This window comes from Pseudomonas oleovorans subsp. oleovorans (assembly GCF_002197815.1).
Taxonomy (GTDB): Bacteria; Pseudomonadota; Gammaproteobacteria; order Pseudomonadales; family Pseudomonadaceae; genus Aquipseudomonas; species Aquipseudomonas oleovorans.
This window is the reverse complement of the sequence record NZ_NIUB01000007.1, coordinates 18,350-37,656: the sequence shown is the minus strand read 5'-3', so window position 1 is coordinate 37,656 and position 19,307 is coordinate 18,350. Positions and strand designations below refer to the sequence as shown.

At 61.2% G+C, this 19,307-nt stretch carries 17 protein-coding genes; 8 read left to right on the top strand and 9 right to left on the bottom strand.

The genetic code is table 11. The features are described 5' to 3' along the window. Nucleotides 1–2: 2 nt before the first annotated feature. The 4 genes from hflD to PSOLE_RS05715 all read right to left on the bottom strand — a co-directional run bounded on the left by hflD (nucleotide 3) and on the right by PSOLE_RS05715 (nucleotide 4,826). Nucleotides 3–623 (bottom strand): high frequency lysogenization protein HflD, encoded by a 621-nt coding sequence (gene hflD, locus PSOLE_RS05730; protein WP_074858413.1) that lies wholly within the window; start codon nucleotides 621–623, stop codon nucleotides 3–5. Further along, complete coding sequence (gene mnmA / locus PSOLE_RS05725; RefSeq protein WP_074858410.1) at nucleotides 620–1,732, bottom strand: tRNA 2-thiouridine(34) synthase MnmA; 1,113 nt, start codon at nucleotides 1,730–1,732, stop codon at nucleotides 620–622. The genes hflD and mnmA overlap by 4 nt, the downstream gene beginning before the upstream one ends. A 262-nt stretch (nucleotides 1,733–1,994) precedes the next feature. After that, nucleotides 1,995–2,435 carry an NUDIX hydrolase gene (locus PSOLE_RS05720; RefSeq protein ID WP_003460440.1) on the bottom strand — a complete coding sequence of 147 codons (441 nt, stop codon included), beginning with the start codon at nucleotides 2,433–2,435 and terminating at the stop codon, nucleotides 1,995–1,997. A gap of 162 nt (nucleotides 2,436–2,597) precedes the next feature. Further along, complete coding sequence (locus PSOLE_RS05715; protein ID WP_074858406.1) at nucleotides 2,598–4,826, bottom strand: NADP-dependent isocitrate dehydrogenase; 2,229 nt, start codon at nucleotides 4,824–4,826, stop codon at nucleotides 2,598–2,600. Between the two features lie 360 nt (nucleotides 4,827–5,186). On the opposite strand from PSOLE_RS05715, the gene icd reads away from it, so the two are divergent. Further along, entirely contained in the window at nucleotides 5,187–6,443 is a 1,257-nt protein-coding gene (gene icd, locus PSOLE_RS05710) for an NADP-dependent isocitrate dehydrogenase (protein WP_003460435.1), read from the top strand. 67 nt (nucleotides 6,444–6,510) lie between these two features. Here icd and cspD read toward each other — a convergent pair whose 3' ends face one another. Then, nucleotides 6,511–6,780 carry a cold shock domain-containing protein CspD gene (gene cspD / locus PSOLE_RS05705; protein WP_003460433.1) on the bottom strand — a complete coding sequence of 90 codons (270 nt, stop codon included), beginning with the start codon at nucleotides 6,778–6,780 and terminating at the stop codon, nucleotides 6,511–6,513. Nucleotides 6,781–7,011: 231 nt separating this feature from the next. Between cspD and clpS the strand changes: the two genes are divergently transcribed. Continuing rightward, nucleotides 7,012–7,374: an ATP-dependent Clp protease adapter ClpS gene (clpS, locus tag PSOLE_RS05700; protein ID WP_003460431.1), complete on the top strand. Its 363-nt coding sequence runs from the start codon at nucleotides 7,012–7,014 to the stop codon at nucleotides 7,372–7,374. Between the two features lie 29 nt (nucleotides 7,375–7,403). Continuing rightward, nucleotides 7,404–9,674: an ATP-dependent Clp protease ATP-binding subunit ClpA gene (gene clpA, locus PSOLE_RS05695; protein WP_074858402.1), complete on the top strand. Its 2,271-nt coding sequence runs from the start codon at nucleotides 7,404–7,406 to the stop codon at nucleotides 9,672–9,674. Nucleotides 9,675–9,769: 95 nt separating this feature from the next. Here the strand turns inward: clpA and infA are convergent, their stop codons facing one another. From infA to trxB, 4 genes are all read right to left on the bottom strand, one after another. Further along, nucleotides 9,770–9,988 (bottom strand): translation initiation factor IF-1, encoded by a 219-nt coding sequence (gene infA / locus PSOLE_RS05690; RefSeq protein ID WP_002553999.1) that lies wholly within the window; start codon nucleotides 9,986–9,988, stop codon nucleotides 9,770–9,772. A gap of 403 nt (nucleotides 9,989–10,391) precedes the next feature. Then, nucleotides 10,392–11,099, bottom strand: a complete 708-nt coding sequence (locus PSOLE_RS05685) for an arginyltransferase (RefSeq protein ID WP_003460426.1) — start codon at nucleotides 11,097–11,099, stop codon at nucleotides 10,392–10,394. A gap of 54 nt (nucleotides 11,100–11,153) precedes the next feature. Further along, the gene (gene aat, locus PSOLE_RS05680) at nucleotides 11,154–11,834 is read right to left on the bottom strand and encodes a leucyl/phenylalanyl-tRNA--protein transferase (protein WP_074858399.1); all 681 of its coding nucleotides are present in this window, start codon (nucleotides 11,832–11,834) and stop codon (nucleotides 11,154–11,156) included. Between the two features lie 55 nt (nucleotides 11,835–11,889). After that, complete coding sequence (trxB, locus tag PSOLE_RS05675; protein ID WP_024308152.1) at nucleotides 11,890–12,840, bottom strand: thioredoxin-disulfide reductase; 951 nt, start codon at nucleotides 12,838–12,840, stop codon at nucleotides 11,890–11,892. Nucleotides 12,841–13,032: 192 nt separating this feature from the next. Here trxB and PSOLE_RS05670 point away from each other — a divergent pair, with 192 nt between their 5' ends. The 5 genes from PSOLE_RS05670 (at nucleotide 13,033) to serS (ending at nucleotide 19,301) form a co-directional block, all read left to right on the top strand. Beyond that, nucleotides 13,033–15,441, top strand: a complete 2,409-nt coding sequence (locus PSOLE_RS05670) for a DNA translocase FtsK (RefSeq protein WP_371821479.1) — start codon at nucleotides 13,033–13,035, stop codon at nucleotides 15,439–15,441. A gap of 121 nt (nucleotides 15,442–15,562) precedes the next feature. Beyond that, nucleotides 15,563–16,189, top strand: a complete 627-nt coding sequence (gene lolA, locus PSOLE_RS05665; RefSeq protein WP_074858396.1) for an outer membrane lipoprotein chaperone LolA — start codon at nucleotides 15,563–15,565, stop codon at nucleotides 16,187–16,189. Between the two features lie 3 nt (nucleotides 16,190–16,192). After that, a complete protein-coding gene (locus PSOLE_RS05660) occupies nucleotides 16,193–17,518 on the top strand; it encodes a replication-associated recombination protein A (protein WP_003460421.1) in 1,326 nt (441 codons plus the stop codon). Next, entirely contained in the window at nucleotides 17,515–17,895 is a 381-nt protein-coding gene (crcB, locus tag PSOLE_RS05655; RefSeq protein WP_003460420.1) for a fluoride efflux transporter CrcB, read from the top strand. The genes PSOLE_RS05660 and crcB overlap by 4 nt, the downstream gene beginning before the upstream one ends. A 125-nt stretch (nucleotides 17,896–18,020) precedes the next feature. Then, entirely contained in the window at nucleotides 18,021–19,301 is a 1,281-nt protein-coding gene (gene serS, locus PSOLE_RS05650) for a serine--tRNA ligase (RefSeq protein ID WP_003460419.1), read from the top strand. The last annotated feature ends 6 nt before the right edge of the window (nucleotides 19,302–19,307 follow it).

Here is a 19,307-nt window from a genome sequence, read left to right as displayed (position 1 = left end):
GGTCAGTTTCGCGTCAGTTCGTAGAGTTCTTTGAGCAGTTTGCTGCGGCTGAACACCAACTGCCAGCGGTGGCCGCCGAGCTGGCGCCAGAGGCGCGCTGAGCGAATGCCGGCGAGCAGCAGTGCGCGGATTTTCGCCGCGTTGTTCGGCTGCTGCAGGAAGCGCATGTCGCCGTGCACCTGAATGCGCTGGCGGAAGGTGCTGATGGTGTCCTGATAGAGGCCGCCGCAGGCGGCGATGACGTTGTCATGGACCAGGCCAAAATGCTCGACCTGTTGCTGGATCTGATCCAGCCGGCTGCCCATCACCTGCAGCATGTCGCCGCGCTTGTCCAGTTGCCGCTCCAGGCCGATCATCGCCAGCGCATAGCGTAGGGGCTCGCGCTGCAAGGCAGACGGATTGCGCTCCAGCGAGCTGATCAGCGCGCGATAACCGTCACGCAGGTTGAGATCGTCGCCGCCGTATACGTCCAGCGTGCTTTTCGGGTCGCGCACCAGCAGGCTGCCGAGCATGCAGCCCATCGAGGCTTCGCTGACCTGGCCGGTCCGGGCGATCTTGTCGGCCAGCACTGCTGCTTCGAATACGGCGCCGAGGGCAACCAGTTGCTCCTGCAGCGGGCTCATCGGGCGTCCTCGTACCAGGCTTCTGCGGTTTCGATCACGCCGCCGCCGAGGCACACCTCGCCGTCGTAGAACACCACGGACTGACCCGGAGTGACGGCGCGCTGCGGCTCGTCGAACACGGCGCGATAGCCGGTCTCGGTCCTCTCCAGGGTGCAGTGCTGATCGTTCTGGCGGTAGCGCACCTTGGCGGTCAGGCGGCGCGGGCTGCTCAGATCCACTGGGTTGACCCAGTAGATGTCCGAGGCGAGCAGGGCGCGTGAGAACAGCCAGGGGTGTTCGTTGCCCTGGCCGACGATCAGTACGTTACGCGTTAGGTCCTTGCGCAGCACGTACCAGGGATCGTCGCTGGCGTCCTTGAGACCGCCGATGCCAAGCCCCTGGCGCTGGCCGATGGTGTGGTACATCAGGCCGTGATGGCGGCCGATGACCTGGCCCTCGGTGGTCTCGATGTCGCCTGGCTGGGCCGGCAGGTACTGTTTGAGAAAGTCACTGAAGCGACGCTCACCGATGAAGCAGATGCCGGTGGAGTCCTTCTTCTTCGCCGTGGCCAGCTCGTACTTCTCGGCGATGGCGCGTACCTGCGGCTTTTCCAGCTCGCCAACCGGGAACAGGGTCTTGGCGATCTGCTCGCCGCCGACGGCGTGCAGGAAGTAGCTCTGGTCCTTGTTAGGGTCGAGCCCCTTGAGCAGTTCGGTGCGACCATCGATATCGCGGCGACGCACATAGTGACCGGTGGCGATCAGGTCGGCACCGAGCGACAGGGCATAGTCGAGGAAGGCTTTAAACTTGATTTCACGGTTGCACAGGATGTCCGGGTTCGGCGTACGCCCGGCCTTGTATTCGGCCAGGAAGTGCTCGAACACGTTGTCCCAGTATTCGGCGGCGAAGTTGGCGGTGTGCAGCTTGATGCCGATGCGGTCGCATACGGCCTGGGCGTCGGCCAGGTCATCCATGGCGGTGCAGTATTCGGTGCCGTCGTCTTCGTCCCAGTTCTTCATGAACAGGCCTTCGACCTGGTAACCCTGCTCCATCAGCAGCAGGGCGGAAACGGACGAGTCGACGCCGCCGGACATGCCGACGATCACGCGTTGGGTGCTAGGTGCTTGCATAGGAATCTGCGAGTGAAGCCTTAAAAGTTGCCGAGTCTACCAGAAAGCCTGCCGCCCGTAGGGCGTACTCGGCTTTGGCTTCCTGCGTCGCTCTACCTCCTGCATCCATGCAGTCGTCGCGAAGCAGTACGCCGCTGGGTTTGTGTGGCGCTCAAGAGCGGCGGACTGCTCGCTTCGCTACGAGCGGCCGGCGTTCCGGTCCGCCCTGCGTCCTCATCTGGAACCGGTGAGCACGACATCCCCGGATCTCATTGGGCTACGCTTAGTCGCGCAGCAGCTCAAGCGGCCCGTTTACACCGGCCAGGTAATCGTCCACGCAGCGCAGTACCAGCTCGCTGCGCCAGCGCTCGGGCTGGGTGGCCAGCTCATCGCGGGTCAACCAGGTGATGCCGCTGATGTCGTTATCCAGCTCGCGCTCGGCGTCATGGCGCACGGGGCGTGCGCTGAAGCACACGCGCTGATAGGTCACGCCATTACTTGGTGCGGTATAGAGGTAGATGCCGAGCAGGGCGGTGAGCTCGACGTCCCAGCCGGTTTCCTCGAGCGTCTCGCGCAGTGCGGCTTCGCGTAGCGATTCATTGGCTTCCAGGTGCCCGGCCGGCTGGTTGAGTACCAGGCGGCCGGCCTTGACCTCTTCGACGAAGAGGAAACGGCCATCATCTTCGATCACCGTGGCCACGGTGATATGGGGTTGCCACTGCATTTTCAGTGCTCCAAAAAACGATCAGCGTGCAGGATTCTGTAGGAGCGAGCTCTGCTCGCGAAAAACGGCTTCGCGAGCAGAGCTCGCTCCTACAAAGATTGTCCAGATCCATAAATAAAGAACCCCGGCGCAAGGCCGGGGTTCTTTGACACTCAAGCCTTATCAGGCATTCAGTGCAGCCAGAGCGGCATTGAAGGTGGCGCTGGGGCGCATCACCTTGCTGGTCAGCTCAGGGTTGGAGCGGTAGTAGCCGCCGATGTCGACCGGCTTGCCTTGTACGGCAGCCAGTTCGGCGACGATGGTCGCTTCCTGCTCGGTCAGTTGCTTGGCCAGCGGGGCGAAATGGGCTTTCAGCTCGGCATCGTCATTCTGCTCGGCCAGGGCTTGTGCCCAGTACAGTGCCAGGTAGAAGTGGCTGCCGCGGTTGTCGATCTCGCCGACCTTGCGCGCCGGGGACTTGTTGTTGTCCAGCAGCTTGCCGGTAGCCTGATCCAGGGTCTTGCCCAGTACCTTGGCCTTGGCGTTGTTGGTCTTGATGCCGGTTTCTTCCAGCGACACGGCCAGGGCCAGGAACTCGCCCAGGGAATCCCAGCGCAGGTAGTTTTCTTCGACCAGCTGTTGCACATGCTTGGGCGCCGAACCGCCGGCGCCGGTTTCGTACATGCCGCCGCCAGCCATCAGCGGAACGATGGACAGCATCTTGGCCGAGGTGCCCAGCTCCATGATCGGGAACAGGTCGGTCAGGTAGTCACGCAGTACGTTGCCGGTTACCGAGATGGTGTCCTGGCCGCGGATCATGCGCTCCATGGATACGCGGATGGCTTCGTTGTAGCCCATCATGCGGATATCCAGGCCAGTCAGGTCGTGGTCCTTGAGGTACAGCTCGACCTTCTTCTGCAGTTCGCGGTCGTGGGCGCGCTCCGGGTCCAGCCAGAAGATCGCCGGGGTGTTGGACTGACGGGCGCGGGTAACGGCCAGCTTGACCCAGTCGCGAATCGGCGCGTCCTTGGTCTGGCAGGCGCGCCAGATGTCGCCGGCTTCGACCTGGTGCTGCATCAGCACGGTGCCGTCGGCGGCGACGACGCGCATGGTGCCGTCGGCGGTCATTTCGAAGGTCTTGTCGTGGGAGCCGTATTCCTCGGCCTTTTGCGCCATCAGGCCGACGTTCGGCACACTGCCCATGGTGGTTGGGTCGAAGGCGCCGTTGGTTTTGCAGAAGTTGATCATTTCCTGATAGATGCGCGCGTAGGTGCTCTCAGGCATGACGGCCTTGGTGTCTTTCTGCTTGCCGTCCTTGCCCCACATCTGGCCGGAGTTGCGGATCATCGCCGGCATCGAGGCGTCGACGATCACGTCGCTCGGGATGTGCAGGTTGGTGATGCCCTTGACCGAGTCGACCATGGCCATTTCCGGGCGATGGGCGTAAACCTCGTGGATGTCATGCAGGATTTCTTCCTGCTGCGAGGCCGGCAGGGCCTTGATCTTGTCGTAAACGCTGCTGATGCCGTTGTTCGGGTTGACGCCCAGTTCCTTGAACAGCTCGCCGTACTTGTCGAACACGTCCTTGTAGTAAACGCTGACGGCGTGACCGAAGACGATCGGGTGGGAGACCTTCATCATGGTCGCCTTGACGTGCAGGGACCACATCACGCCGGTTTCCTTGCAGTCCTGCAGGGTCTTCTCGAAGAAGTCACGTAGCTTGCGGCAGCTCATGAACATGCTGTCGAACACTTCGCCTTCCTGCAGGGCGAGTTGTTTCTTGACCTCGACCTTGCCGTCCTTGCCGACGAACTCGATGCGCACGTCACCGGCCTTGGCCATGGTGATCGATTGCTCGCTGGAGAAGAAGTCGCCGCCGCGCATGTAGTCGGCGTGGGACTGCGAGGCCATGCTCCACTTGCCCATGCTGTGCGGGTGTTTGCGTGCATAGGCCTTGACCGCGGCCGGGGCGCGGCGGTCGGAGTTGCCTTCGCGCAGAACCGGGTTCACGGCGCTGCCCAGGATTTTGGCGTAGCGGCCGCGAACTTCTTTGTCTTCGTCGCTCTGCGGATCTTCCGGGAAGTCCGGAATGTTATAGCCCTGAGCCTGCAGCTCGGCGATGGCAGCCTTGAGCTGAGGTACGGAGGCGCTGATGTTCGGCAGTTTGATGATGTTGGCGTCCGGCTGCAGGGTCAGCTCGGCCAGTTTGGCCAGGTCGTCATCGATGCGCTTGTCGGCGTCCAGGCGGTCGGCAAAGCTTGCCAGGATCCGTCCAGCAAGAGAGATGTCGCGGGTTTCAACGGAGATGTTAGCCGAGGCGGCAAAGGCTTCTACAATTGGCAGAAGCGAATAGGTAGCGAGGGCCGGAGCTTCGTCGGTGAAGGTGTAGATGATCTTCGAAGGGGTGGACATTTAGGGTTAACTCTCTTCTTTGCTGAGCGCGCATAGAAACTCGACCTGCGCGGGTAGGCGCTTGAGCCCCATGATGGCGGGGCCGGGTCGAGGACTCGCCGCGGTGATGTTGGATGCACCCGTAGAGTGTCGAGCATTTCGAGCCGGCAGACAGTGGTGGCCGTTTACCGGGTTCAAGAGGTTGCTGTCTGGTTCCAGATAGGTCGCCCCTTATGACTCGTTAGTCACCTAAGCAGTATACCACTGCGACACCTCGCCACAGAATGCCCAGTTGCATAAGACCTTTGCACATGTGTCTCCTTGAGCGGTTTGCGCTACTCTCGGAGATGCACACTGCCTAACCACAAGATGGAGTCCAGCATGGGATACCAAAAGATCCAGGTGCCAGCCAGCGGTGACAAAATCACCGTTAACGCCGATATGTCGCTGAATGTTCCAGACAATCCGATCATCCCGTTCATCGAGGGTGACGGTATTGGTGTCGATATTTCCCCGGTGATGATCAAGGTGGTCGACGCTGCCGTCGAAAAAGCCTATGGCGGCGCCCGCAAGATCTCCTGGATGGAAGTTTATGCCGGTGAGAAGGCGACCCAGGTTTACGATCAGGACACCTGGCTGCCGAAAGAAACCCTCGAGGCCGTGCGTGATTACGTGGTCTCGATCAAAGGCCCGCTGACCACGCCCGTAGGCGGCGGCATCCGTTCATTGAACGTAGCCCTGCGCCAGGAGCTCGACCTTTATGTCTGCCTGCGCCCGGTGCGCTGGTTCGAGGGCGTACCCAGCCCGGTGAAGAAACCGGGTGACGTGGACATGGTGATCTTCCGCGAGAACTCCGAAGACATCTATGCCGGCGTTGAGTGGAAGGCCGGCAGCCCTGAAGCCGAGAAAGTCATCAAGTTCCTCACCGAGGAAATGGGCGTCAAGAAGATCCGCTTCACTGATATGTGCGGTATCGGCATCAAACCGGTCTCCGAAGCGGGTACCAAGCGCCTGGTGCGCAAGGCGCTGCAGTACGCAGTCGATAACGACCGCAGCTCGGTGACCCTGGTGCACAAGGGCAACATCATGAAGTTCACCGAGGGTGCCTTCAAGGAGTGGGGTTACGAGATTGCCCGTGAGGAATTCGGTGCCGAGTTGCTCGATGGCGGCCCGTGGATGCAGTTCAAGAATCCGCGCACCAGCAAGAATATCGTGGTCAAGGACGTGATCGCCGACGCCATGCTGCAACAGATTCTGCTGCGTCCGGCTGAATATGACGTGATCGCTACCCTAAACCTCAATGGCGACTATCTGTCCGATGCGCTGGCGGCCGAGGTGGGGGGTATCGGCATCGCGCCGGGTGCCAACCTGTCCGACTCGGTGGCCATGTTCGAAGCGACGCACGGTACGGCGCCCAAGTACGCTGGCCAGGACAAGGTCAACCCGGGCTCGATCATCCTTTCTGCCGAAATGATGCTGCGTCATATGGGTTGGGCCGAGGCTGCCGATCTGATCATCAAGGGCACCAATGGCGCCATCGCTGCGAAGACGGTCACCTATGACTTCGAGCGCCTGATGGAAGGAGCGAAGTTGATGTCATGCTCCGAATTTGGCGATGCGATGATCAGCCATATGTAGGCTGATTCAGGTGTGAAAAAAAGGCCGGTCAAATGACCGGCCTTTTCGTGACGATTTGCCAGAATGCTCAGGCTTCGACAGGGCTCGCGACAGTGTGCGCCTGGGGTAAGGCCGCTGGGGCGCCCTGGTTGGCGGTAACCGCGCTGATATTGATGGCATGCAGGCCCTTGGGGCCTTGCACAATCTCGAAGCGAACCGGTTGGCCGGCCTTGAGCGTTTTGTAACCGTCCATCTGGATAGCCGAGTAGTGGGCGAACAGGTCCTCATCTCGGCCATCGGCCAGGATGAATCCATAACCTTTGGCGTTGTTGAACCACTTGACCTTACCGCTGAGCATGCTGATATCCCTCTGCAAAGGACTCCATCTCTGGAGTATCATCCACCCTGATTCCGCGCGATAACCGACCAGGCTGGGCGAAGGTGCGGAATCCCTGATACCCGCGTATGGGTACTCATTTGTTGTAACACCCTTTTGCCGTTAGTCAAGGCTATACGGCGGATGGCTGAGAACTCAGTCAAACTCCTTCTAGCATCCCCGTTCGCCCGGCCCTGAACCTCTGATTTCAGCATGCATGCAAGTAGCCAGATTCGACTAACATTCAATCAGGATCACCCGGCAGAGCATGAGGATGACTCCTCTGGTATCGCTGTTCAGGAATCCAAGCCAGCATTGCAGGCGCCACCGATGTACAAGGTGGTCTTATTCAATGACGACTACACCCCGATGGATTTCGTTGTCGAAGTGCTCGAAACGTTTTTTGGCATGAACCGGGAGTTGGCGACCAAGATCATGCTGGCCGTCCATACGGAAGGGCGTGCGGTATGTGGTGTGTACACCCGTGATATTGCGGAGACCAAGGCAATGCAGGTCAACCAATACGCGCGAGAGAGCCAGCATCCGCTACTCTGTGAAATAGAGAAGGACGGTTAACGCCGGCCAATTGGGTATGAGGTGAAGCTATGTTGAATCGAGAGCTCGAAGTCACCCTCAATCTGGCTTTCAAGGAGGCCCGTGCCAGGCGTCATGAATTCATGACGGTCGAGCACCTGCTGCTCGCCTTGCTGGATAACGAGGCAGCCGCCAGTGTGCTGCGGGCCTGTGGGGCCAACCTCGACAAGCTGCGCCACGATCTGCAGGAGTTTATCGACTCCACCACGCCACTGATTCCTCAGCACGATGAAGACCGCGAAACCCAGCCGACTCTGGGCTTCCAGCGCGTTCTGCAGCGTGCTGTCTTCCATGTGCAGAGCTCCGGCAAGCGTGAAGTGACCGGCGCCAACGTCCTGGTCGCGATCTTCAGCGAGCAGGAAAGTCAGGCCGTGTTCCTGCTCAAGCAGCAGAGCGTGGCGCGCATCGATGTGGTCAACTACATCGCCCATGGCATCTCCAAGGTGCCTGGGCATGGCGATCACCACGAAAATGATCAGGACATGCAGGATGAGGAGGGCGGTGAGTCCTCAGCGTCCGGCAATCCGCTGGATGCCTACGCCAGCAACCTCAACGAACTGGCTCGTCAGGGACGTATCGATCCACTGGTCGGTCGCGAGCATGAAGTCGAGCGTGTTGCGCAGATTCTCGCGCGTCGGCGCAAGAACAACCCACTGCTGGTAGGCGAGGCCGGTGTCGGCAAGACAGCCATCGCCGAAGGCCTGGCCAAGCGTATCGTTGACGAGCAGGTGCCCGACCTGCTGGCTGACAGCGTGGTCTATTCTCTGGATCTCGGTGCGCTGCTGGCCGGCACCAAGTACCGCGGCGACTTCGAGAAGCGCTTCAAGGCGCTGCTCAATGAGCTGCGCAAGCGGCCGCATGCGATCCTCTTCATCGACGAGATTCACACCATCATCGGTGCTGGCGCGGCGTCGGGCGGGGTCATGGATGCCTCCAATCTGCTCAAGCCGATGCTGTCCTCGGGTGAGATTCGCTGCATCGGTTCCACCACCTTCCAGGAATTCCGCGGCATCTTCGAGAAGGACCGTGCGCTGGCGCGACGCTTCCAGAAGGTCGACGTGGTCGAGCCTTCGATAGAGGACACCGTCGGCATTCTCAAGGGGCTCAAGGCGCGCTTCGAGCAGCATCACCACATCGAATACAGTGACGAAGCCCTGCGTGCAGCGGCTGAATTGGCTGCGCGCTACATCAATGATCGGCACATGCCGGACAAGGCCATCGACGTCATCGACGAGGCCGGCGCCTACCAGCGCCTGCAGCCGGAAGACAAGCGCGTGGCGCGTATTGAGGTAGCACAGGTCGAGGATATCGTCGCCAAGATCGCGCGGATTCCGCCGAAGCATGTCTCCAGTTCCGACAAGGAACTGCTGCGTAACCTGGAGCGTGATCTCAAGCTCACCGTGTTCGGCCAGGATGCTGCCATCGACTCGCTGGCCACTGCGATCAAGCTGTCGCGCGCCGGACTCAAGGCGCCGGACAAGCCGGTCGGCTCCTTCCTGTTCGCCGGCCCCACGGGCGTGGGCAAGACCGAAGCGGCGCGGCAGTTGGCCAAGGCCATGGGTATCGAGCTGGTGCGTTTCGACATGTCCGAGTACATGGAGCGTCACACCGTATCGCGCCTGATCGGTGCGCCGCCCGGTTACGTTGGTTTCGACCAGGGTGGCTTGCTGACCGAGGCGATCACCAAGCAGCCGCACTGCGTGCTGTTGCTCGATGAGATCGAGAAGGCGCATCCGGAAGTCTTCAACCTGCTGTTGCAGGTGATGGACCACGGCACGCTGACTGACAACAATGGACGCAAGGCGGACTTCCGCAACGTGATCCTGATCATGACCACCAACGCCGGTGCGGAAACCGCTTCGCGTGCGTCGATCGGTTTCACCCAGCAGGATCACTCCACCGATGCCATGGAAGTCATCAAGAAGAGCTTCACGCCGGAGTTCCGCAACCGTCTGGACACTATCATCCAGTTTGGTCGTCTCAGTCACGAAACTATCAAGAGCATCGTCGACAAGTTCCTCACCGAGCTGCAGGCGCAGCTCGAAGACAAGCGTGTCACGCTGGAAGTCAGCGATGCGGCGCGCAGCTGGCTGGCCGAGCGCGGTTACGATGTGATGATGGGGGCCAGACCGATGGCACGCCTGATCCAGGACAAGATCAAGCGTCCGCTGGCGGAGGAAATCCTCTTCGGCGAGCTGGCCGAGCATGGCGGTGTGGTGCACATCGACATCAAGGGTGGCGAGCCCAGCTTCGAGTTCGAGACGGCGGCAGAGGTCGCCTGATCGAATGGCCTCAAGTGCACTGAAAGCCCTGGTGGCTTTCAGTAAGTCAACGAAAACGCCCGGCATATGCCGGGCGTTTTCGTTTGGTGCTTGGCTTAACGGGCGCGGTAGGTAATGCGGCCCTTGCTCAAGTCATAAGGCGTCAGCTCAACGCGCACCTTGTCACCAGTGAGAATGCGGATGTAGTTCTTGCGCATCTTGCCGGAGATGTGCGCGGTAACGACGTGCCCGTTTTCCAACTCCACGCGGAACATGGTGTTGGGCAGGGTGTCGACGACAGTGCCTTCCATTTCGAAGCTGTCTTCTTTCGACATGCAGTAAAGCCCTCGGTATCCAGGAAATGGCCCGGTGCAACTGGCGCCAGGCAAAAGCGGCGTGCATTGTGCCCGAAAACAGTGGGCTGCGCCAAGTGGCTTGGAGTGTCGAACTGACTGGGATGGTGGCTGAGAGGTTAGGGTCTGTTGCCGTTTCGACGCGAGCCGCGTTGCTGCGCCAAATTGCGCCACGCGAGGCGCGGGATGCAGGTAATGGTCGTTCCCTTGCCAAATCCCGCAACGACGCATGGCGCAATTTGCCGCGCAACCCGAAGGGACGGCCAGTTTTTGCGTGGTACGTCGTTACTCGACGGCTCATTTGGGCGACCAAACTTCGCGTCTCGCGCCTAGCCCCACGCAAAAACTGGCTCCGTTGCGGCCGTGCGCGAAACGGCAACAGACCCTAGGTAAGCAGTGTCCAGCGCTGATTAACGAATAGTTCGATGGGGCGGTACTGGGTCTTGTAGTTCATCTTCCGACAATTCTTGATCCAGTAGCCGAGGTAGACGGCCTCCAGCCCCAGGCGCTCGGCCTCGCCGATTTGCCAGAGGATGGCGAATCGCCCCAGGCTGCGGCGTTCTTCGGTGGGGTCATAGAAGGTATAAACCGCTGACAGACCGTTTGGCAGAACGTCAGTGACTGCGATGGCGACCAATCTGCCTTGCAGACGAAACTCGTAGAAGCGTGAGAACGGCAGGTCGCGAATCAGAAAGGTCGAGAACTGGTCACGGCTCGGTGGGTACATGTCACCATCGGCATGGCGCTGCTCGATATAGCCCACGTAGAGATCGTAATACTCTTCAGTGAATGCCGGGCGCACGCAGCGAATTACGATGTCTTCATTGCGTTTGAGGATGCGCCGCTGCTGGCGGTTAGGTGTGAAGCGCGCAGCAGGAATGCGTGCAGGAATGCAGGCGGTGCACTGCTGGCAATGCGGTCGGTAGAGGTGGTCGCCGCTGCGGCGAAAGCCCATTTCCGAAAGTTCTGCATAAACCAGCACATCCATGGGCTGGCTGGGGTCGAGAAACAGGGTGGTGGCCTGTTCTTCCGGCAGATAGCTGCATGGATGGGGTTGAGTGGCATAGAACTTCAGGCGGGCCAGCTCGGTCATGGCGGTGTCTCGGGGAAGCCTGATAAAGAGTGTATGCCAGGCTGCGAAGATCGACTAGGCGAGCCAATCTGCTCCGGTGGGCAGATCGAGGTGACACTTGAGGTATTCGGCGAAGCTGGCGCGCGGTATGGCCCTGGCGCCGAAGCTGCGCAGGTGCTGTGTGGGCATCTGGCAGTCGATGAGTACAAAGCCCCAGTCTCGAAGTTTGCCGACCAGTGTGGCGAAACCGACTTTCGAGGCATTGTCGGCGCGGCTGAACATGGATTCGCCGAAGAACAGCTGCCCCATCGCCAGGCCGTAAAGCCCGCCGACCAGTTGATCCTCCTGCCAGACTTCCACCGAGTGGGCGATGCCGCGCTCATGCAGCTGCAGGTAAGCCTCCTGCATGCTACGGGTAATCCAGGTGCCATCGGCGTAGGTGCGCGGCTCGGCGCAGGCCTGTATGACGGCGGCGAAGTCCTGATCGAAGGTGACGCGGTAGCGCTGCTGGCGCAGCAGCTTGGCCAGGCTGCGGGAGACATGCAGCTCCTCGGGGAACAGAACGGTACGCGGATCGGGTGACCACCAGAGAATCGGCTGGCCATCCTGAAACCAGGGAAAGCAGCCGTGCCGATAGGCGCTGATCAGGCGGTCGGCGCTCAGGTCGCCACCAGCAGCGAGCAGGCCGTTGGGTTCGCGCATGGCTTTTGCCAGTGGCGGGAACTGCAGGGAGTCACGTTGCAGCCAGGTCAGCATGCGCGCTTGTCCATTGGGGCGGGGGAGGGCGAGCGGGGCGGCTCGCCCTTGTCCATCAGTTGCTGTCGAGGAACTTCTCGACGTCCAGTGCGGCCATGCAGCCGGCGCCGGCCGAGGTAATGGCCTGGCGGTAGACGTGGTCGGCCACGTCGCCGGCGGCGAATACGCCCTCGATGCTGGTAGCAGTGGCATTGCCTTCGCTGCCGCCTTTGATCTTCAGGTAGCCGTCATGCATGTCCAGCTGGCCGACGAACAGTTCGGTATTGGGTTTGTGGCCGATGGCGATGAACACGCCAGCCAGGGCCAGCTCCTTGGTGCTACCGTCGAGGGTGCTTTTCAGGCGTACGCCAGTTACGCCGCTCTGGTCGCCCAGCACCTCATCCAGGGTGTGGTTCCAGTGCAGGCGCATGTTGCCGTTCTCGACCTTATCGAACAGTTTGTCCTGCAGGATCTTCTCCGAGCGAAGCTTGTCGCGGCGGTGCACCAGGTGCACTTCTTTGGCGATGTTCGACAGGTACAGCGCCTCTTCGACGGCGGTATTGCCGCCGCCGATCACGGCGACCACCTGATTGCGGTAGAAGAAGCCGTCGCAGGTGGCGCAGGCCGAAACGCCCTTGCCGGAAAACGCCTCTTCCGATGGCAGGCCGAGGTACTGGGCACTGGCGCCGGTGGCAATGATCAGGGCATCGCAGCTGTAAGTGCCGCTGTCACCCTTGAGCACGAAGGGACGGCTCTGCAACTCAGCGGTATGGATGTGGTCGTAAATGATCTCGGTGTCGAAGCGCTCGGCATGCTTCTGCATGCGCTCCATCAGCGCCGGGCCGGTGAGGCCTTCGACGTCGCCCGGCCAGTTGTCCACTTCGGTGGTGGTGGTGAGCTGACCGCCAGGCTGGATGCCGGTGATCACGACGGGTTTCAGGTTGGCGCGCGCAGCATACACGGCAGCGCTATAACCGGCTGGGCCGGAACCCAGGATGATCAGGCGGGAATGCTTGACTTCGCTCATAAAAAAACCCCATAAGCCTTTGTCACAAAAGAGAATGCGTGCTCCAATTGAGCCGCATGGAAGCTGCTGGCGGCTATGCTACACCGAAGCAGGGTGGGTGCGGGAGCTTGGCAATTGGCCTCGGCGTCAGGCTGGCCCTACAATAAGTCGCTTGTGATCAACCACCAGATGGACGCGCCAAGGGCGCAGGAAATGGCTGTTTTGAAGAATTCCACCACCCAGATTACCGACTGGCGCCACAAGCTTCAGTATCGACTGAAGGAAGGCGCGTTGATCGCCCTGGGCGCGATGTGCCTGTACCTGCTGATGGCACTGTTGACCTATAACGTGGCTGATCCGGCCTGGGACAACAGCGTGCAGGTCGAGCGCATCATCAATGCCGGTGGCAGTATTGGTGCTTGGCTCTCCAGCGCGTTGTTCGGCGCCCTGGGTTACTTCGCCTACATCTTCCCCCTGTTGCTGGCCGCCAAGACCTGGCAGGTGTTTCGCACCCGTAATCAACCCTGGCACTGGAATGGCTGGCTGTTTTCCTGGCACAGCATCGGTCTGGTCTTTCTGATTCTTTCCGGCGCAGCGTTGGGTGACATTCATTTTGCCGCCGCGGCCGGCATGCAGGGTTCCGGCGGCGGCATGCTGGGTGCCAGCCTGGGCGATTTGGCCGTGCATGCGCTGAACGTACAGGGCAGTACGCTGATTTTTCTGGCGCTGTTCCTGTTCGGTTTGACCGTATTCACCGACCTGTCCTGGTTCCGCGTGATGGATCTGACTGGCAAGATCACCCTCGATCTGCTCGAGCTGATTCATGGTGCCATCACCAGCTGGTGGAACGCCCGCAGCGAACGCAAGCAGATGAAGATCCAGCTGCGCGAGCTGGACGAACGCGTTATCGAGGTGGCCGCGCCGGTGGTGTCCGATCGTCGTGAGCAGGCCAGGGTCAAGGAGCGTCTGCTCGAGCGCGAAGAGTCGCTGAGCAAGCACATGAGCGAGCGCGAGAGGCGCCCTGCGCCGGTCATCGCCACGCCGCCAGTGGTCAAGGCGCCAGAGCCTAGCAAGCGCGTGCAGAAGGAAAAACAGGCGCCGTTGTTTGTTGACAGCGCGGTGGAAGGCACCTTGCCGCCGATTTCCCTGCTCGACCCGGCGGAAGCCAAGAAGGTCGAGTATTCGCCGGAGTCGCTCAAGGGCGTCGGCCATCTGCTGGAAATCAAGCTCAAGGAGTTCGGCGTCGAAGTGGCGGTGGATTCGATCCACCCGGGCCCGGTGATCACCCGCTACGAAATTCAGCCGGCTGCCGGGGTCAAGGTCAGCCGCATCGCCAACCTGGCCAAGGATCTGGCGCGCTCGCTGGCCGTGACCAGCGTGCGTGTGGTCGAGGTCATTCCGGGTAAGACCACCGTCGGTATCGAGATTCCCAACGAGAACCGCCAGATCGTGCGTTTCTCCGAAGTGCTGTCGACCCCCGAGTATGACGAGGCCAAGTCGCCGGTCACCCTTGCACTGGGGCACGACATCGGCGGCAAACCGGTGATCACCGATCTGGCCAAGATGCCGCACCTGCTGGTGGCTGGCACCACCGGTTCCGGTAAGTCGGTGGGCGTGAATGCGATGATTCTGTCGATTCTGTTCAAGTCCAGCCCGGAAGACGCCAAACTGATCATGATCGACCCGAAAATGCTCGAGTTGTCGATCTACGAGGGCATTCCGCACCTGCTGTGCCCGGTGGTCACCGACATGAAGGAGGCGGCCAACGCCCTGCGCTGGAGCGTCGCCGAGATGGAGCGTCGCTACAAGCTGATGTCGAAGATGGGCGTGCGCAACCTGGCGGGCTTCAACCGCAAGGTCAAGGATGCCATCGAGGCTGGCGAGCCGCTGACTGACCCGCTGTTTCGCCGGGAAAACCTGGACGATGAAGCACCGCTGCTCAAGCCGCTGCCGACCATCGTGGTGGTGGTCGACGAATTTGCTGACATGATGATGATCGTTGGCAAGAAGGTCGAAGAGCTGATTGCGCGTATTGCGCAGAAGGCGCGTGCGGCCGGTATTCACCTGATTCTCGCCACCCAGCGCCCCTCGGTGGACGTGATCACCGGCCTGATCAAGGCCAACATCCCGACCCGCATGGCGTTCCAGGTCTCGAGCAAGATCGACTCGCGCACCATCATCGACCAGGGCGGTGCTGAGCAATTGCTTGGCCACGGTGACATGCTCTACATGCCGCCCGGCACCAGCTTGCCTATTCGTGTTCACGGCGCCTTTGTCTCCGACGATGAAGTGCATCGCGTGGTCGAGGCCTGGAAGCTGCGTGGCGCGCCGGATTACAACGAAGATATCCTCGCCGGCGCCGAAGAAGGTGGCAGCGGCTTCGAGGGTGGCGGCAGTGGTGAGGGTGGTGAGGGCAGCGAGGAAGATCCGCTGTACGACGAAGCCGTCAACTTCGTGCTGGAAAGCCGCCGTGCTTCCATTTCCGCCGTGCAGCGCAAGCTGAAGATCGGTTACAACCGCGCCGCGCGGATGATCGAGGCAATGGAAATGGCCGGCGTGGTCAGCTCGATGAACACCAACGGCTCACGCGAAGTGCTGGCGCCCGGTTCATCTCGTGACTGAGTGTTGCCGTCACGGATAAACCGCTGATTTCGCGGTCTACAGGATTCACGGCAGCCCGGGCTGCCGAGCAGTGCGAGGTGTGCAGTTGCTTCGCCGTTCTCATTCGACTCAAGGGGTTTATATGCGTGTTATTCGCCTGCTGATGCTGGCTGCTCTGAGTTTTACCCTGCTGAACGCACAGGCCGATGAAGAGGTGGCGAGCAAGCGGCTGAGCGAGCTACTCGGCCAGGCCCAGACCATCAGTGCGCGCTTCTCGCAGCTGACCCTCGACGCCAGCGGCACGCAATTGCAGGAAACTGCAGGGCAACTGGCGCTCAAGCGTCCGGGCATGTTCCGCTGGCACACCGATCAACCCATGGAGCAGTTGCTGGTCTCCAATGGCGAAAAGGTCTGGCTGTACGACCCGGATCTGGAGCAGGTGACCATTCAGACACTCGATCAGCGCCTGACCCATACCCCGGCATTGCTGCTTTCCGGTGATGTCTCGCAGATTCGCGAGAACTTCGAGATCGACTACAAGGAAGGCGGCAGCGTGGTCGACTTCATCCTCAAGCCCAAGGCCAAGGACAGTCTGTTCGACAGCCTGCGTCTGTCGTTCCGCAACCGCGTGCTCAACGACATGCAACTGATCGACAGCATCGGCCAGCGCACCAACATCCTGTTCCTCAATGTGAAGATGAACGAGCCGGTCGATGATGGGCAGTTCACCTTCGACATTCCGGAAGGTGCGGACGTCATCCAGGAGTAAGGCGTGGATCTGTTCAGTCGCCAACCCGTCGCGCAGCCCCTGGCTGCGCGTTTGCGTGCTACCAGCCTGGACGAGTACGTCGGCCAGGAGCATGTGCTGGCGCCGGGCAAACCGCTGCGTGAGGCGCTGGAGCAGGGCGCCTTGCACTCGATGATCTTCTGGGGGCCGCCCGGGGTGGGCAAGACGACCCTGGCGCGCCTGCTGGCCAAGGTCACCGATGCTCATTTCGAGACCATCTCGGCCGTGCTGTCCGGGGTCAAGGAGATTCGCCAGGCCGTCGAAGTGGCTCAGCAGCACGCGGCGCAGTATGGCCGGCGTACCATCCTCTTCGTCGATGAAGTGCACCGCTTCAACAAGAGCCAGCAGGACGCCTTTCTGCCCTACGTGGAAGACGGCACGCTGATCTTCATTGGTGCCACTACCGAGAATCCTTCGTTCGAGCTGAACAATGCGCTGCTCTCGCGGGCCCGCGTCTACGTGCTCAAGAGCCTCGATGAGGCGGCGATGCGCAAGCTGGTCAATCGCGCTCTGACCGACCCGAAAGGCCTGGGCGAACGCCATCTACGCCTGCCGGACGAGGCTTTTCAGATTCTGCTGGCTGCCGCCGATGGCGATGGCCGTCGTTTGCTCAACTTCCTCGAGAACGCTGCAGACCTGGCCGAGGACGGTGGCGAAATTGGGGTGGAGCTGCTGCAGAACCTGCTGGGCGACAGCCGCCGCCGTTTCGACAAGGGCGGCGAAGCTTTCTACGATCAGATTTCCGCCCTGCACAAATCGGTACGCGGCTCCAGCCCGGATGGCGCGTTGTACTGGTACGCACGCATGCTCGACGGCGGCTGCGACCCGCTGTACATCGCCCGCCGTGTGGTGCGCATGGCCAGCGAGGATATCGGCAACGCCGACCCGCGCGCCCTGACCCTGTGCCTGAATGCCTGGGACGTGCAGGAGCGCCTGGGCAGCCCGGAAGGCGAGCTGGCCGTGGCACAGGCCATCGTTTATCTGGCCTGTGCGCCGAAGAGCAACGCGGTGTACACAGCTTTCAAGGCAGCCATGCGTGATGCGGCCGAGCAGGGTTCGCAGGAGGTGCCGCTGCACCTGCGCAACGCACCGACCAAGCTGATGAAGCAGCTCGGCTACGGTGACGAATATCGTTACGCGCACGATGAGCCGGATGCCTATGCGGCGGGCGAGGATTACTTCCCCGAGAGCTTGCAGCCGCGTCAGTACTACGACCCTGTGCCGCGCGGCTTGGAGCTGAAGATTCGCGACAAGCTGCTGCATTTGCGCAGCCTGGACGCTGCGAGCCCAAGGCGGAGGAGAGCACCATGATCCGCGTCGCGCTTGCCGTAGCTGCTGGGGGCGCGGTTGGCTCGGTGCTGCGGTTTCTGGCTTCCAGCTGGGTCGCGGGCAATTGGCCCAGGCACTTTTATCTGGGCACCTTTGCCGTCAACCTCGTTGGCTGCCTGTTGATCGGCTTGCTTTCGGGGCTGTTCCTCACGCGTACCGATCTTCCACAGGAGCTGCGCACGGGGTTGATTACCGGCGTTTTGGGCGGTTTCACCACTTTTTCATCCTTCAGCCTGGAAATCATGAAACTGATCGAGGGTGGTCGCGCAGTCGAGGCGCTCGGCTACCTGGCGTTCAGCATCATCGGCGGTCTGCTGGCGGCCTGGGCAGGTTTGAGCCTGGCTCGTTTGGCTGCCTGACCTGGCAGCAGGCTGTTGAAAAGAGCGCAGGTGGTTTTTCAACAGCCTGCTAAGGCTTTACACTCGGCAACCCGCGTCACGCTGGTGGCCGCAACCTTTTTTCGCCGATGTATTGAGACCCGAACATGCTCGATTCCAAACTCGTCCGCACGCAACTCACCGAAATCGCCGAGCGCCTCGCCACCCGTGGCTTCGTCCTCGACGTCGCCCGCTTCGAGGCCCTGGAGAGTCAGCGCAAGTCGGTGCAGGTACGCACCGAACAGCTGCAGGCCGAGCGTAACAGCCGTTCCAAGTCCATTGGCCAGGCCAAGGCGCGCGGCGAGGATATTGCGCCGCTGCTGGCGGAGGTCGATCAGTTGGGCAGCGACCTGGAGGCCGGCAAGCGCGAGCTGGACGCCATCCAGAACGAGCTGGACAACCTGCTGCTGAACATTCCCAACCTGCCGCACGAGTCTGTGCCGGTTGGCGCGGATGAGGACGGCAACGTCGAGGTCGCGCGCTGGGGTACGCCGCGCAGCTTCGATTTCGAGATCAAGGATCATGTGGCCCTGGGCGAGCAGCACGGCTGGCTGGACTTCGAGACCGCTGCCAAGCTGTCCGGCGCGCGTTTCGCCCTGCTGCGCGGCCCCATCGCGCGCCTGCATCGCGCCCTGGCGCAGTTCATGATCAACCTGCACACCGGCGAACATGGCTACGAAGAGGCCTACACCCCGTACCTGGTGCAGGCTCCGGCGCTGCAGGGCACAGGTCAGCTGCCGAAATTCGAGGAAGACCTGTTCAAAATCCGTCGCGAAGACCAGGCCGACCTGTACCTGATCCCGACTGCCGAGGTCTCGCTGACCAATATCGTCGCCGGCGAAATTCTCGATGCCAAACAGCTGCCACTGAAGTTCGTCGCCCATACCCCATGTTTCCGCAGTGAGGCGGGCGCCTCCGGCCGAGACACCCGTGGGATGATCCGTCAGCACCAGTTCGACAAGGTCGAGATGGTGCAGATCGTCGAGCCGTCCAAGTCCTTCGAGGCTCTGGAAAGCATGACCGCAAACGCTGAGCGCGTGCTGCAACTGCTGGAGTTGCCGTATCGCAAGCTGGCTCTGTGCACTGGTGACATGGGCTTCTCCGCGGTGAAGACTTACGACCTGGAAGTCTGGGTGCCGAGCCAGGACAAGTACCGTGAGATTTCTTCCTGCTCCAACTGCGGCGACTTCCAGGCGCGCCGCATGCAGGCGCGCTACCGCAATCCGGAAACCGGCAAGCCGGAGCTGGTGCACACCCTCAATGGCTCCGGCCTGGCAGTTGGTCGCACCCTGGTGGCGGTACTGGAGAATTATCAGCAGGCTGACGGCAGTATTCGTGTGCCCGAGGTTCTGAAACCCTATATGGGCGGCATTGAAGTAATCGGCTGAGCCGCT

What these genes read in the sequence shown, in the direction of transcription:
- hflD (WP_074858413.1), bottom strand. Translation starts at nt 623, where the DNA reads ATGAGCCCGCTGCAGGAGCAACTGGTTGCCCTCGGCGCCGTATTCGAA.
- mnmA (WP_074858410.1), bottom strand. Translation starts at nt 1,732, where the DNA reads ATGCAAGCACCTAGCACCCAACGCGTGATCGTCGGCATGTCCGGCGGC.
- PSOLE_RS05720 (WP_003460440.1), bottom strand. Translation starts at nt 2,435, where the DNA reads ATGCAGTGGCAACCCCATATCACCGTGGCCACGGTGATCGAAGATGAT.
- PSOLE_RS05715 (WP_074858406.1), bottom strand. Translation starts at nt 4,826, where the DNA reads ATGTCCACCCCTTCGAAGATCATCTACACCTTCACCGACGAAGCTCCG.
- icd (WP_003460435.1), top strand. Translation starts at nt 5,187, where the DNA reads ATGGGATACCAAAAGATCCAGGTGCCAGCCAGCGGTGACAAAATCACC.
- cspD (WP_003460433.1), bottom strand. Translation starts at nt 6,780, where the DNA reads ATGCTCAGCGGTAAGGTCAAGTGGTTCAACAACGCCAAAGGTTATGGA.
- clpS (WP_003460431.1), top strand. Translation starts at nt 7,012, where the DNA reads ATGCATGCAAGTAGCCAGATTCGACTAACATTCAATCAGGATCACCCG.
- clpA (WP_074858402.1), top strand. Translation starts at nt 7,404, where the DNA reads ATGTTGAATCGAGAGCTCGAAGTCACCCTCAATCTGGCTTTCAAGGAG.
- infA (WP_002553999.1), bottom strand. Translation starts at nt 9,988, where the DNA reads ATGTCGAAAGAAGACAGCTTCGAAATGGAAGGCACTGTCGTCGACACC.
- PSOLE_RS05685 (WP_003460426.1), bottom strand. Translation starts at nt 11,099, where the DNA reads ATGACCGAGCTGGCCCGCCTGAAGTTCTATGCCACTCAACCCCATCCA.
- aat (WP_074858399.1), bottom strand. Translation starts at nt 11,834, where the DNA reads ATGCTGACCTGGCTGCAACGTGACTCCCTGCAGTTCCCGCCACTGGCA.
- trxB (WP_024308152.1), bottom strand. Translation starts at nt 12,840, where the DNA reads ATGAGCGAAGTCAAGCATTCCCGCCTGATCATCCTGGGTTCCGGCCCA.
- PSOLE_RS05670 (WP_371821479.1), top strand. Translation starts at nt 13,033, where the DNA reads ATGGCTGTTTTGAAGAATTCCACCACCCAGATTACCGACTGGCGCCAC.
- lolA (WP_074858396.1), top strand. Translation starts at nt 15,563, where the DNA reads ATGCGTGTTATTCGCCTGCTGATGCTGGCTGCTCTGAGTTTTACCCTG.
- crcB (WP_003460420.1), top strand. Translation starts at nt 17,515, where the DNA reads ATGATCCGCGTCGCGCTTGCCGTAGCTGCTGGGGGCGCGGTTGGCTCG.
- serS (WP_003460419.1), top strand. Translation starts at nt 18,021, where the DNA reads ATGCTCGATTCCAAACTCGTCCGCACGCAACTCACCGAAATCGCCGAG.